The organism is Rahnella perminowiae (assembly GCF_019049695.1).
Taxonomy (GTDB): domain Bacteria; phylum Pseudomonadota; class Gammaproteobacteria; order Enterobacterales; family Enterobacteriaceae; genus Rahnella; species Rahnella perminowiae.
The window spans coordinates 93,682-107,974 of sequence record NZ_JAFMOT010000172.1 but is presented as its reverse complement, the minus strand read 5'-3'; the positions used below and the strand labels follow the sequence as shown (position 1 = coordinate 107,974).

Here is a 14,293-nt window from a genome sequence, read left to right as displayed (position 1 = left end):
CGCATGAGCGGCTGTTTTGCTGTCTGGTGCAGGGACTTTTATTCCATGCCCAGTTCTTTCAGTTTGCGGGTCAGGGTATTTCGCCCCCAGCCCAGCAACCGTGCCGCTTCCTGTTTATGCCCCTGCGTATGGCGCAGCGCCGTGGTCAGTAACGTACGTTCCATTTCAGGTTGCGCTTCTGACAGCAGGTTTTGATGACCGGAACGCAGTGCGCGGTCGGCCCACTGTGCCAGCAACGTCGCCCAGCTGTCCGGCAGACTCTGACCACCGGTTTCCGGCGCCGAGGTCTCAAACAGTTCGCTGGGTAAATCCTGGATCAGGACTTCCTGACCGGCTGCCATGACGGTGAGCCAGCGGCAGGTATTTTCCAGCTGGCGCACGTTGCCCTGCCATGGCAATCGCGTCAGTGCCGTTTCCGTTTCCGGATGCAGATTTTTCGCTTCCACACCCAGCTCTTTGGCCGCTACCTGCAGGAAGTAACGCGCCAGACGCGGAATATCTTCACGGCGTTCACGCAGTGGCGGCAAATGGACACGGATAACGTTCAGGCGGTGGAATAAATCCTCGCGGAATTTTCCTTCCTGAACCCGTAATTCCAGATTCTGGTGAGTTGCGGCGATGATGCGCACGTCCACTTTTACTGGCGCATAACCGCCCACACGATAAAACTGACCATCTGCCAGCACGCGCAGAAGACGGGTTTGCACATCGAGTGGCATATCACCGATTTCATCAAGAAAGAGCGTGCCGTTATCGGCTTGTTCAAAACGTCCCTGACGGATAGTGTTGGCGCCGGTAAATGCCCCTTTCTCGTGCCCGAATAATTCGGACTCGATCAGGTCTTTCGGGATGGCAGCCATATTCAGTGCGATAAAGGGCGCTTTAGCGCGCGGGCTGTGGCGATGTAAGGCATGCGCGACCAGTTCTTTACCGGTGCCGGATTCTCCGTTGATCAGCACGCTGATTGAAGAACGGGACAAACGGCCGATAATGCGGAATACGTCCTGCATCGCCGGCGCTTCGCCGATAATATCTGCGGTCGGGCCACTTGCCGGCTGGCTGCGTGCCGGTTGCTGCTGTTCCTGATAATGACTGATGGCACGCTCAACCAGTGCCACGGCTTCGTCAATGTCGAACGGTTTTGGCAGATAATCAAATGCACCTTGCTGATAGGCGCTGACCGCAGCATCCAGATCGGAGTGCGCTGTCATTATGATGACCGGAAGCATCGGATGACGTTGTTTAATCTGCTTTAACAGCGCTAAACCGTCCATTCCCGGCATCCGGATATCGGATAACAAAACGTCAGGGGTTTGAGTCGCAATGGCATCAAGCACTTCATTGCCGCTGTCAAACGTCGTGCAGGTTAAACCGGCTCCAGTGAGCGCACGTTCAAGTACCCAGCGGATGGAGCTATCGTCATCGACGATCCAGACTATCCCTCGTTGCATAAGAACCTCACTGGCGAATAGGCAGGAATACCGAGAATTCGGTATGTCCTGGCCAACTGTTAAATTCAACTTTACCCGAATGCTGATCAATCAAACTGCGCGCGATGGACAGGCCCAAACCGGTGCCTCCTTCGCGGCCACTGACCATGGGGTAAAAAAGGGTGTCCTGCAAATGCGCCGGTACGCCGGGGCCGTCATCTTCGATATCGATACGGGCCACCAGGCGATAACGCACGCCGTGTAACGTAATCTGGAAAGCAGTACGTGTGCGCAATGTAATTGTGCCGCCTTCCTCCCCCAGCGCCTGCAAGGCGTTACGGGTAATATTCAATAAAATTTGTTCTATCTGATCAGGGTCATGCGCCAGTTCCGGCAGGCTCGGGTCATAGTCCCGCACCAGTTGAACGTTATCTGGCTTTTCCATCGACACCAGTTGGCAAACACGTTCCGCAACCTGATGAATACTTTGTGTCACATGCTGACTCGGACGTTGCGGACCCAGCAATCTGTCGACCAGATTACGCAGACGGTCAGCCTGCTCAATAATGACTTTGGTGTATTCCAGCAAGGCCGGATCAGGCAGTGCCCTGGATAAAAGTTGCGCTGCACCACGCAGACCGCCAAGCGGATTTTTAATTTCATGTGCCAGACCGCGGATCAAATCACGCGCGGCAACTTGTTGAGCGTGCTGTAATTGTTCCTGGCTCAGACGGCGTTGATTATCCATCGGTGCCAGTTCTACCAGAATAAAACCTTCCGGCAGCATCTGAGCAGTCAGTGACAACACATGTGCCCTGCCATCCACGACCAGTGTCACTTCACTGTCTGTAAAGCCCTGTCCGGCTGTCAGACTTTCACGCATTAATTCGATGTTCAGCGAAAAATATCCCACCAGTTCTGGCAAAGGAGTGCCAAAAAGCTTTCGTGAACTTTGCGCCAGTAACTGCTGAGCGGCCGGATTGGCATAATGCACAGCCAATTCGTCGTCTAACAGCAGAACGCTGTTGATAAGTGAATTCAGGATCTGCCCAGCATCGGGCAGCTTGCCAGTTGCCATACCGCAGTCTCCCGCACCTGATTGGTGCATTTTATCTCGTTACCCGGCGAAATCACGGGCCAGAGGGGTTAAGCAGGAAAGAGTGTGGAGAAAAAAGCCCATCCGGAGATGGGCTGAAAGTTTCCACGGCAACAAATATAAATCGTCTGACTTAATTTTGACGCTGAAGGGGTTATTAACACAGCCTTCAGTCGGGTATTACACTCAGTGCCTGCTATAAGACGGGCACTGAGTTCAGGGTCTCATTCGGAAATTAGACGCTGTAGTACAGTTCGAACTCAACCGGATGCGGAGTCATACGCACGCGGTCCATTTCTTCTTTACGCAGACCGATGTAAGCATCGATAGCGTCATCAGTGAACACGCCGCCACGGGTCAGGAACTCGCGGTCATCGTTCAATGCATTGAGGGCTTCTTCCAGTGAACCTGCAACTTTTGGAATTTCTGCTTCTTCTTCCGGTGGCAGGTCATACAGGTTTTTGTCCATCGCATCACCAGGGTGGATCTTGTTGATGATACCGTCCAGGCCAGCCATCATCAGTGCAGCAAACGCCAGGTATGGGTTAGCCGCTGGATCAGGGAAGCGTGCTTCGATACGCATCGCTTTAGGCGTTGATACGTGTGGAATACGGATGGATGCAGAACGGTTACGTGCAGAGTAAGCCAGCATTACTGGCGCTTCATAGCCCGGGACCAAACGTTTGTAAGAGTTAGTGGTCGGGTTAGCGTAGGCGTTGATCGCTTTAGCGTGCTTGATGATACCGCCGATGTAGAACAGTGCCATTTCAGACAGGCCGCCGTATTTGTCGCCAGAGAACAGGTTGTTACCGTTCTTGGACAGGGACATGTGGCAGTGCATACCGGAACCGTTATCGCCAAACATTGGTTTTGGCATGAAGGTCGCCGTTTTGCCAAACGCGTGAGCCACATTGTGCACCACGTATTTGTAGATTTGGATTTCGTCGGCTTTTTTGGTCAGGGTATTGAAGCGGGTTGCCACTTCGTTCTGACCCGCGGTGGCGACTTCATGGTGGTGAGCTTCAACAACCAGACCCATTTCTTCCATGGTCAGACACATGGTAGAACGCAGATCCTGAGAAGAGTCGACCGGAGGAACCGGGAAGTAACCGCCTTTTACTGCAGGGCGGTGGCCTTTGTTGCCGCCTTCGTATTTGGTGCTTGAGTTCCATGCGCCTTCGATATCATCGATAGCGACGTGAGAACCGGAGATGCTGCTGCCGAAGCGCACATCATCAAACAGGAAGAATTCTGGTTCTGGCCCGAACAGTACGGTGTCCGCGATACCGGAAGAGCGCAGGAAATCTTCTGCACGTTTTGCGGTAGAACGTGGGTCGCGGTCATAACCTTGCAGCGTGGTTGGCTCAAGGATATCGCAACGAATGATCAGGGTAGTTTCTTCGTAGAATGGGTCAAGAACAGCAGTGCTCGCATCTGGCATCAGAACCATGTCAGATTCGTTAATGCCTTTCCAGCCACCGATTGAAGAGCCATCAAACATTTTGCCTTCTTCGAAGAAGTCAGCGCTAACCTGGTGCGCAGGAATGGTGACGTGCTGCTCTTTGCCTTTGGTATCAGTGAAACGTAAATCTACGAACTTCACTTCATGCTCATTCAGCATCGTCAAAACGTGTTCAGCGGACATACTAGTTCTCCCGAATTTCTCATTATCGTCGTGGAACGAATAACCATTTTTGGTCTTTAGTTGGAAATAACAGCCTTACTGGAACTGGCGTGTAGGCTGAACAGCGCTATTATTTGTCTGGTCAGGTCCTTCACCCTGTAAAAAATTTTTTACCCTAAAAAACTTTTACTCTAAAAACTATTAGCGAAAACTGTGCCAACTTTGAGAAAATGCAAACAACGCCATTTTACAGGGCTTTTGCACTCGATAAGTATGCACCATAACGGAATTCATGCACTAAAATGGTGCTGATTGCGAGAGGTAAGGCACCAAAAGGGTGCGTCATAATGGTTCAGTGGTCTTTTTGCACCGTGAAAGGGATCACAAAGTAACCATCCATAAGTTGTTTCAACAAGATCCTTGTGATCTTGTTTAGAACCTCGCTTAATACGTGTACAATAGCGCGCTATTTCTAATGCCTGAGGCAAAGCTGTGATCGAAAATTTGCGTAACATCGCCATTATTGCCCACGTTGACCATGGTAAAACCACCCTGGTCGACAAGCTGCTGCAACAATCCGGTACTTTCGGAGAACGTGCAGAAGCTACCGAACGCGTAATGGACTCCAACGATTTGGAGAAAGAGCGTGGGATTACCATCCTCGCAAAAAACACCGCCATTAATTGGAAAGACTACCGCATCAACATCGTGGATACCCCAGGACACGCCGACTTCGGCGGTGAGGTTGAGCGTGTGATGTCAATGGTCGACTCGGTGCTGCTGGTTGTGGATGCAATGGATGGCCCAATGCCGCAAACCCGTTTCGTGACCAAAAAAGCCTTCGCTAATGGTCTGAAACCGATCGTGGTAATCAACAAAGTTGACCGCCCTGGCGCGCGTCCTGACTGGGTTGTTGATCAGGTCTTCGACCTGTTCGTCAACCTGGACGCAACCGACGAACAACTCGATTTCCCAATCATCTATGCATCTGCACTGATGGGTATCGCGGGTAACGACCATAACGATATGGCCGAAGACATGACCCCGCTGTACCAGGCGATCGTTGACCACGTATCTCCACCACAAGTTGAGATGGATGCACCATTCCAGATGCAAATCTCTCAGCTGGACTACAACAACTATGTTGGCGTCATCGGCATCGGCCGTATCAAACGCGGTACCGTTAAGCCTAACCAACAAATCACTGTCATCGACAGCGAAGGCAAAACCCGTAACGGTAAAGTGGGTAAAGTTCTGACCCATATGGGTCTTGAGCGTATCGAAGCGACCGTTGCTGAAGCGGGCGATATCATCGCAATCACCGGCCTGGGCGAACTGAACATCTCCGACACTATCTGTGACCCGGCGAATGTTGAAGCCCTGCCAGCGCTGAGCGTTGATGAACCAACCGTAACCATGTACTTCAACGTAAACACCTCTCCGTTCTGTGGTAAAGAAGGTAAGTATGTGACTTCACGTCAGATCCTTGACCGTCTGAACAAAGAACTGGTGCACAACGTTGCATTGCGTGTTGAAGAAACTGAAGATGCTGATGCATTCCGCGTTTCAGGCCGTGGTGAACTTCACCTGTCGGTTCTGATCGAAAACATGCGTCGTGAAGGTTTCGAGCTGGCGGTTTCCCGTCCTAAAGTTATCAACCGTAAAATCGATGGCCGCATGCAAGAGCCATTCGAAAACGTGACACTGGATATCGAAGAGCAGCACCAGGGTTCTGTGATGCAGGCCATGGGTGAGCGTAAAGGCGATGTCAAGGACATGATCCCTGACGGTAAAGGGCGTATCCGTCTTGATTACCTGATCCCTGCACGCGGCCTGATCGGCTTCCGTACTGAATTCATGACCATGACTTCAGGTACCGGTCTGCTGTACTCCACGTTCAGTCATTACGATGACGTTCGTCCGGGCGAAATCGGCCAGCGTCAGAACGGCGTGCTGATCTCTAACGGTCAGGGTAAAGCGGTTGCGTTTGCTCTGTTCGGTCTGCAAGATCGCGGCAAGTTGTTCCTGGGTCATGGTGCAGAAGTGTATGAAGGCCAGATCATCGGTATTCACTCACGTTCTAACGACCTGACTGTCAACTGCCTGACCGGTAAGAAACTGACCAACATGCGTGCGTCCGGTACTGACGAAGCAACGACATTGGTTCCTGCTATCAAAATGTCTCTGGAGCAAGCTCTGGAATTCATTGATGATGACGAACTGGTCGAAGTGACTCCTCTGTCTGTGCGTATCCGTAAACGTCACCTGACCGAGAATGATCGTAAACGTGCAATGCGTGGTCCTAAAGAAGGTTAATCTTCTTTAACGCTTGTCGTTACACAGAAACAGGGTGCCCTCGGGAACCCTGTTTTTTTTGGCATTTTTCTAACGCAGAGATAAACACCGCAACTCTGTCACTGTTCAGCTGTATGTTTTACCGCTAAAGTTAAAAGTCATCTTTGAAATCAGGAGCGTGCAATGCTGTACATTTTTGATATGGGAAACGTCATTATTGATATTGATTTCAAACGTGTCCTTGGCGTGTGGAGCCATCTCAGCGGAACGCCGCTGGCCACGCTGACCGAGCGGTTCAAAATGGGAGAGGTGTTCCAGAAGCACGAGCGGGGTGAAATCAGTGATGAGCAGTTTGCTGCCGATCTGTGCAATGAAATGGGCATTGCGCTCAGCTTCGAGCAGTTCAGTGCGGGCTGGCATGCCGTTTTCGTTGACCTCCGTCCTGACGTTATCACGTTATTCCAGAAGCTGCGCAAAGAAGGTCATCGCGTTGTCGTGCTTTCTAATACCAACCGCTTGCATCTGGATTTCTGGCCCCATCATTATCCTGAAATCGAAGCGAATACTGATGCGATGTACCTCTCGCAAAATCTGGGTATGCGCAAACCGGAGCCTGAAATTTTCCGGCATGTTCTGGAGAAAGAAGGGTTCTCCGCCGATCAGACTGTGTTCTTTGATGATGTTGCTGAAAATATCGAAGCCGCCCGGACGGTTGGCATTGAGGCTGTATGGGTGGAAGATAACCAGACGGTACCGAAATATTTTTCCTAAAGGATGTAAGGATGCAGAAAAGGGCACTGAGCCACTACCCAAAATCGTTGTGGAAATTTACACGCCTGCTCTTAAAGCGTTCGGATAAAGATGGCCTGACGCTTCTTGCGGGCCATCTGGCCTATGTCTCTTTGCTTTCACTGGTTCCGCTGATCGCCGTAGTATTTTCGCTGTTTGCGTTATTCCCGGTATTTTCAGATATCAGTGCTCAGCTGAAAACCTTCATCTTTTCTAACTTTATGCCAGCGACCGGTAATACCATCCAGCGTTATCTCGAACAGTTTGTGGCCAACTCCAGCAAAATGACGGCCGTGGGCACCTGCGGATTAATCGTTACCGCATTACTTCTGATAGCCTCCGTAGACAGCGTGCTGAACAAAATCTGGGACAGCAAAACTACACGTCCGATTGTGTTCTCCTTTGCGGTGTACTGGATGGTATTAACGCTCGGACCCATTTTGCTGGTAGCCAGCGTGGCTGTCAGCTCGTATCTGCTTTCCCTGAACTGGCTGAACATCAGCGGTGTACATTCGGTGATCGACCACGCGCTGCGCATTCTGCCTTTACTGATCTCCTGGGTAACATTCTGGCTGCTGTATCAGGTGGTACCAACAGTCAGAGTGCCGGCAAAAGATGCGCTGATAGGCGCGCTGGTCTCCGGTGCATTATTCGAGTTGAGTAAAAAAATCTTCACCTTATACATTCAGCTTTTCCCGTCGTATCAGTTGATTTACGGTGTACTGGCTGTGATCCCGATTTTATTTCTCTGGGTCTATGTCAGCTGGTGTATCGTACTTCTCGGGGCGGAAATTACCGTCACGCTGGGTGAGTTTCGTTCTCTGCGAAAATTGCAATCTGCTCAATATGTGGCAGAAGAATAATCAGTCCGAAGGATTTTTATGATTGCGTTAATTCAGCGGGTATTGAATGCCAGCGTTACGGTTGATGGAGAAATCTGCGGCCAGATAGGGCCGGGTTTACTGGTTTTACTGGGCGTCGAACAGGGTGATGATGAACAAAAAGCCAAACGCCTTTGTGAACGGGTGATCGGGTACCGGATCTTCGGTGACGAAAATGACAAGATGAATCTGAATGTGCAGCAGGCTGGCGGCAGCCTGCTGGTGGTGTCGCAGTTCACGCTGGCGGCAGACACACAAAAAGGCATGCGTCCGGGATTCTCTCGCGGGGCTGAACCACAAGAAGCCGACCGGTTATATCAATATTTTTGCGGGCAATGCCGGGAAAAGGGCGTTGTTACCGAAACCGGACGCTTTGCTGCGGACATGAAAGTGGCACTGGTGAACGACGGACCGGTGACCTTCTGGCTACAAGTCTGATCGATAAGGCATAACGCCGGAGAGAAAGCATCTATGTATCATCTGAGAGTACCGACGACTGAAAAAGAACTGGCCGCCTATTATCGGTTCCGCTGGGAAATGCTGCGTAAACCGTTGCACCAGCCGGAGGGTTCAGAGCGGGACGCCTACGATTCCATTGCACATCACCAGATGGTGGTTGATGAAGACGGCGAGCCGGTGGCGGTTGGCCGTTTATACATCAATGCTGATAACGAAGCCTCTATCCGCTTTCTGGCGGTTGATCCAAATGTTCAGGACAAAGGGTTGGGAACGCTGGTCGCGATGACCCTGGAGTCTGTGGCGCGTCAGGAAGGGGTAAAACGTGTGGTCTGTAGCGCCCGTGAAGATGCTGTGGATTTCTTTGCCAAACTGGGCTTTATGAATCAGGGCGAAATCACCACGCCGCAAACAACGCCGGTTCGCCATTTTCTGATGATTAAACCCATCGAAACGCTGGATGATATTTTGCATCGCCCCGACTGGTGCGGCCAGCTGCAACAGGCCTGGTATGATCATATCCCGCTCAGTGAAAAAATGGGCGTGCGTATCAGTCAGTACACCGGCCAGCGATTTGTCACCACGATGCCGGAAACGGGCAACCAGAATCCGCACCATACGTTGTTTGCGGGCAGTCTATTTTCGCTGGCAACGCTGACCGGCTGGGGGCTGATTTGGTTGCTGCTGCGCGAACGTCATCTGGGCGGCACCATTGTGCTGGCTGATGCACACATTCGTTACAGCATGCCGGTGACCGGCAGGCCGCGTGCCGTGGCTGACCTGGGTTCTGTTCGCGGTGATCTCGACCGTCTGGCTCGCGGGCGTAAAGCGCGCGTGCAGCTCGAAGTGAATTTATATGGCGATGAGATCGACGGCGCAGTGTTTGAAGGCACCTATCTCGTGCTGCCCGCCGCGCCCGGCGCACCGCTGGAGCCTGAGATTAACTGACCGGTTCCGCGCAAACAAAAGGCACCGCATTGCGGTGCCTTTTTATATTTACGGTTCTGATCAGAACTAAGGGGCTGCGGACGCGGGTGCACCGGAAACCAATCCGTTCACCATCCTCTGTTCAATTGTCTGGCTGCCGTTTATCTGCAATGTACCGCTGAGCGTCGGTTTGTAATCAACGTTTGCCGGCATTTGTCCTTGCAGATTCAGCTGCATATTGGCATTACCTTCCAGTGCAACATGTGGCCATCCCCAGTTTTCCAGCTGATTTGCCGGTACGGAGCGACCGGTCATTTTCATAGAGAAATGACGCTGTGGCTGCTGATCAACCGTCGCGCTGGCTTCCAGCAATCCCTCTTTGGTAAAGGCACTCAGCTCTGAAATATTCACCTGTCGGTCGTTCGCCTCCAGCGTGATGGAAGGGCGACGCACGTCATTGCGGTTAAACGTTGCTTCGCTGGCATTCAGATTCAGTTTACCGCTCCAGATCCCCCATTGATGATTACGCGCCAGCAGCAGGTTATTGCCAAGGCCATCAAGCGCGGTCAGCTGGAAGGGGAACTGCGGATTGATATCAATAATCAGGTTCCGGTTAGCAATAAACCGGCTGATAAAGACTTCAGACAGCGAATCTGGCAGCGCCTGGTTCCAGAGTTGTTTCCAGTTCTCCGGCAGTGTGTATTCCAGGCCCGCAACGGAAACCTCATCAAGCTGCAGACGTTTGTTGGCGCGCAGCCAGTTACCGGTCGTGCGCAATAAACTGCGCTCCCAGCGCGCCGTGGCTTGTTTGATAGCGATACCCTGCGGCGAAAGGTCGAGGCTAATGATCGGATCCTGAATATGCAGATTCCCATCAATCATATCGGTCGCATTCAGGGTGATTTCACCCTCGTCGCTTTGCCAGTCGCCTTTTTCGAGCGTCAGATCCTGCACGGATAAATCAACGTCACTGAATGCCCAGTCCGTTCCCTGCAAACGGGCATCAATCAGATCAAGGCGTTGAATAGTCACTTTTGGCAGGGTCTGGAAGTCATCGAAGAAAGCGGAAAGCGGTTTTGAAGTTTGCAGGCGCACATTGCTCAGACGCAGGTTTTCAATGTTCCAGCTACCGTCGGCGGCCTGTGTGGCTTTGCCCGTTAACTGACCGCGGGCCAGATCGCCGCCAAAATTACTCAGCGTCAGATTTTTATGATCGATATTACCCTGAATCAGCACATTTTCGGTTGCCAGCCCGTTGACCGTCAGGCCGGCAGCGCTCAGCTGGAAGTCAGCCTTATCCCCTAATAGTTGACTGGATTTTGGCTGCCACGGCGAAATACCGGCGTTAATTTGCTGGCCCTGAATGTCTAAGCCCGCGGCATTGCCGGTAAGCGCCATCTTGCTCAGTTGCAAAGTATTGGCCTGCAACGGCAATCTGATTGAGGAGGGACTGACGTTGAGGCGTCCGTTGACCAAAACGACGCGATCGAAAAAGCGCGGTTCGGTGATTTGCCGCCAGCTTAAATCCAGATCAACTTCACCGGCATTCAGCACTTCCGGTTGATTCTTCTGCCCGAAAATCACATGGGTTAACGTCACGCGACCCGGCGACGACCAGTTATGGTCGAGTTTCTCCACGGAAAGACGATACTCGCTGTTATTGCTGACCCAGCGGCTGACCCAGCCAGCCGCCCAGCGGGTTTGTAATAGGACGTACACCAGCACGATCGCCAGCACCAGAAGTAAGGCGAACGTCAGCAAAATTTTACCGATAAATCTCATCGTCTGGAGCCCTGTAACGGGAAAGTGGAAAAAAGATTCTTTGTTTATGCCGCAAACAGCGACTTTTCTCAACAGGTTAGCAGAACGGAGGCAATAAAAAACGGCAGGGGTTCCAGACCCACTGCCGCTGTTGCACACAGATTACATCCCGTGATCACTTTTCGTGAGGGAAAACCAGATTCAGAACAATCGCAGTAATACCGCCCGCCGCAATGCCAGAAGACAGAAGGGTTTTCAGCCAGTCTGGCGCGAATTGCAGGATCAGCGGCTGCTGTGAAACCCCCATGCCGACGGCGAGAGAAAGCGCCATGATCATAATCGCGCGGCGATTCAGACGCTCACGGGAAACAATACGCACACCTGAAGCGGCAATAGTACCGAACATCACGATGGTGGCACCGCCCAGCACCGGTTCAGGAATATGCTGCACAAATCCTGCAACGGCAGGGAACAGCCCGAGGATAATCAACATCAGCGCGACCACAAAACCAACATAACGGCTGGCAACGCCGGTCAGTTGAATGACGCCGTTGTTTTGTCCGAAGCAGGAGTTCGGGAAGGTGTTAAATACTGCAGAAAGCATTGAGTTCAGACCATTGGCCAGCACGCCACCTTTTATGCGCTTCATATACAGCGGGCCGCTGACCGGTTGTTCAGAAACGTCTGAAGTGGCCGTAATATCCCCGATGGTTTCCAGTGATGTCACCATGAAAATCAGCATCAGCGGGATCAGCAGATTCCAGTCAAAACCCAGACCGTAATACAACGGTGTCGGTAATGTTATCCAGTTGCTTTGTGTGGCTGGCGCGACGGTTGGCAACATGCCCGTCATCCAGGCTACCAGATAACCCACGGCCATCGCGATAACCAGAGACGCGACACGCAGATAAGGGTTGCGCTGACGGTTTAGCAGGATAATCACCACCAGCACAACAGCAGCCAGCAGCAGATTTTTCGGTGCCCCAAAAGTGTGATCGCTCATGGCCGCATAACCGCCGCCGATAGACGTCAGACCGACCTGAATGAGTGACAGCCCGATAATCATCACCACAATGCCGGAAACCAGCGGCGTAATAATGCGGCGCGCGAGATGCAGGAAACGGGAAAGAATGATTTCGGTACAGGAAGCCAGCATCAGCGTACCGAACAGCGCCGCCATCATGGTCGGCACATCCGCACCGCCATTTTTCAGCGCCATCCCGCCCATGATAAGCGGTGCCACAAAGTTAAAGCTGGTGCCCTGAATAGAGAGTAAACCCGAGCCGACCGGTCCCCAGGTCTTAATCTGTAAAATAGAGGCCAGACCGGAGGCGAACAGCGACATGCTGATGATGTGCTGCGTATCCTGTGCAGGTAAACCCAGCGCCTGACAAATCAGCAATGCGGGTGTTATTACCGCAACAAACATCGCCAGCAAGTGCTGACAGGCGGCGAATAATGTCTGTGGTAATGGCGGACGGTCCTCGAGCCGGTAAATCAGTTCACTTTTTTGCTGGCGGGAGAGATCGGGTTGCTGTGTTTCTTGTTCTGCGGTTTGCGAACTCATGCTGTGGCATTCCAATAAGCGGCAAAGCGGGCATTTTTATAGAAATCAGCGACAAAAGCAATCGTTTGCTAAGCGGGATTTTCCGCAGCAGGTTTGGGATTGGGTGGGATTTATGACCTGTTTTTCTTGCCTGATGTAGTGTGTATGACTTCTAATTCAGTTTCTGGGAAAAAATATGTCAGTGTAAATTTTATAAGCCAATAATTTTATTGGATTTATTTCAGAATGGAGTTCGTCAATGATTCAACTCGATACCTACGGCACCCTGGTTGCTGCCACGTTGGTACTCCTTTTAGGACGAAAATGCGTCCAGTCGGTCAAATTCCTCAAGAAATACACCATTCCTGAACCTGTTGCCGGTGGTTTACTGGTCGCTTTATTGCTGCTGCTCGCTAATCAGATGTTCGGCTGGGAAGTCGGTTTCGACATGTCTTTAAAAGAGCCACTGATGCTGGCGTTTTTTGCCACGATCGGTCTTAACGCTAACCTGGCAAGCCTGCGGAAAGGTGGGAAATCGCTGTTTCTGCTGGTCTTTGTTGTTCTGGGTTTACTGCTTTTGCAAAATGCCATCGGCATCGGTATGGCGAAAATGCTGGGGCTGGATCCGCTGATGGGATTGCTGGCGGGGTCGATTACCCTTTCCGGCGGGCATGGCACCGGGGCGGCATGGAGCAAACTGTTTATTGAGCGTTATGGCTTTGAAAATGCCACAGAAGTCGCTATGGCCTGCGCGACTTTTGGACTGGTTCTTGGCGGTATTATTGGCGGTCCGGTGGCGCGCTATCTGGTTAGCCATTCCTCCTCCCCCAACGGAAATCCTGAAGATACGGTCGATCCGAGCGCATTTGAGAAACCGTCAATTGGCAGGATGATTACGCCACTGGTGATGGTGGAAACTATCGCCCTGATCGCGATTTGCCTGATGGCAGGCACATATACCTCCAGCATGTTGCAAGGTTCGGCCTTTGAAATCCCAACCTTTGTCTGCGTGCTCTTCGTGGGCGTTATCATGAGTAACGTACTGGCATGGCTCGGTTTTTACCGTGTCTTTGACCGTGCGGTATCCGTGCTGGGTAACGTCAGTTTGTCGCTGTTCCTCGCCATGGCTTTGATGAGTCTTAAATTATGGGAGATGGCATCTCTCGCGTTGCCGATGATGGCGATTCTTATCGTGCAAACGCTCTCGATGGCGTGTTACGCAATTTTCGTGACTTATCGCGTGATGGGAAAAAACTACGATGCAGCGGTGCTGGCGGCAGGACACTGTGGTTTCGGGCTGGGTGCTACCCCGACGGCTATTGCCAATATGCAGGCGATCACCAATCAGTTTGGTCCTTCGCACCTTGCGTTTCTGGTGGTGCCGATGGTGGGGGCGTTCTTCATTGATATTGCTAATGCGATTGTGATTAAACTCTATCTGATGTTGCCCGTATTCCCGGCGATCAGTTAAAAAAACAGGCACAGAAA

11 protein-coding genes are annotated in these 14,293 nt (G+C 51.8%); 6 read left to right on the top strand and 5 right to left on the bottom strand.

Annotated elements, in window-relative coordinates; translation table 11 throughout:
* Positions 1 to 38: 38 nt before the first annotated feature.
* The 3 genes from glnG to glnA all read right to left on the bottom strand — a co-directional run bounded on the left by glnG (position 39) and on the right by glnA (position 4,171).
* Positions 39 to 1,451, bottom strand: coding sequence for a nitrogen regulation protein NR(I) (glnG, locus tag J1781_RS10665; RefSeq protein ID WP_095924078.1), 1,413 nt, complete (start codon positions 1,449 to 1,451; stop codon positions 39 to 41).
* A 7-nt stretch (positions 1,452 to 1,458) separates the two neighbouring features.
* Positions 1,459 to 2,508 (bottom strand): nitrogen regulation protein NR(II), encoded by a 1,050-nt coding sequence (glnL, locus tag J1781_RS10660; RefSeq protein WP_013577653.1) that lies wholly within the window; start codon positions 2,506 to 2,508, stop codon positions 1,459 to 1,461.
* 253 nt (positions 2,509 to 2,761) lie between these two features.
* On the bottom strand, positions 2,762 to 4,171 hold the full coding sequence (gene glnA, locus J1781_RS10655; RefSeq protein ID WP_129955249.1) for a glutamate--ammonia ligase: 1,410 nt from the start codon (positions 4,169 to 4,171) through the stop codon (positions 2,762 to 2,764).
* Between the two features lie 471 nt (positions 4,172 to 4,642).
* On the opposite strand from glnA, the gene typA reads away from it, so the two are divergent.
* The 5 genes from typA (at position 4,643) to fabY (ending at position 9,519) form a co-directional block, all read left to right on the top strand.
* Entirely contained in the window at positions 4,643 to 6,466 is a 1,824-nt protein-coding gene (gene typA / locus J1781_RS10650; RefSeq protein ID WP_129955250.1) for a ribosome-dependent GTPase TypA, read from the top strand.
* Positions 6,467 to 6,628: 162 nt separating this feature from the next.
* Complete coding sequence (gene yihX / locus J1781_RS10645; protein ID WP_217157263.1) at positions 6,629 to 7,216, top strand: glucose-1-phosphatase; 588 nt, start codon at positions 6,629 to 6,631, stop codon at positions 7,214 to 7,216.
* A gap of 11 nt (positions 7,217 to 7,227) precedes the next feature.
* Positions 7,228 to 8,097: a virulence factor BrkB family protein gene (locus J1781_RS10640; protein ID WP_129955252.1), complete on the top strand. Its 870-nt coding sequence runs from the start codon at positions 7,228 to 7,230 to the stop codon at positions 8,095 to 8,097.
* Between the two features lie 18 nt (positions 8,098 to 8,115).
* Positions 8,116 to 8,553, top strand: a complete 438-nt coding sequence (gene dtd / locus J1781_RS10635; protein ID WP_129955253.1) for a D-aminoacyl-tRNA deacylase — start codon at positions 8,116 to 8,118, stop codon at positions 8,551 to 8,553.
* A 33-nt stretch (positions 8,554 to 8,586) separates the two neighbouring features.
* The gene (gene fabY, locus J1781_RS10630) at positions 8,587 to 9,519 is read left to right on the top strand and encodes a fatty acid biosynthesis protein FabY (RefSeq protein ID WP_129992199.1); all 933 of its coding nucleotides are present in this window, start codon (positions 8,587 to 8,589) and stop codon (positions 9,517 to 9,519) included.
* Positions 9,520 to 9,585: 66 nt separating this feature from the next.
* Here the strand turns inward: fabY and J1781_RS10625 are convergent, their stop codons facing one another.
* On the bottom strand, positions 9,586 to 11,280 hold the full coding sequence (locus J1781_RS10625) for an AsmA family protein (RefSeq protein ID WP_129955255.1): 1,695 nt from the start codon (positions 11,278 to 11,280) through the stop codon (positions 9,586 to 9,588).
* Between the two features lie 154 nt (positions 11,281 to 11,434).
* Positions 11,435 to 12,826 carry a nucleobase:cation symporter-2 family protein gene (locus J1781_RS10620; protein WP_129955256.1) on the bottom strand — a complete coding sequence of 464 codons (1,392 nt, stop codon included), beginning with the start codon at positions 12,824 to 12,826 and terminating at the stop codon, positions 11,435 to 11,437.
* A gap of 238 nt (positions 12,827 to 13,064) precedes the next feature.
* Here J1781_RS10620 and gltS point away from each other — a divergent pair, with 238 nt between their 5' ends.
* The gene (gltS, locus tag J1781_RS10615; protein ID WP_129955257.1) at positions 13,065 to 14,276 is read left to right on the top strand and encodes a sodium/glutamate symporter; all 1,212 of its coding nucleotides are present in this window, start codon (positions 13,065 to 13,067) and stop codon (positions 14,274 to 14,276) included.
* Positions 14,277 to 14,293: the final 17 nt, after the last annotated feature.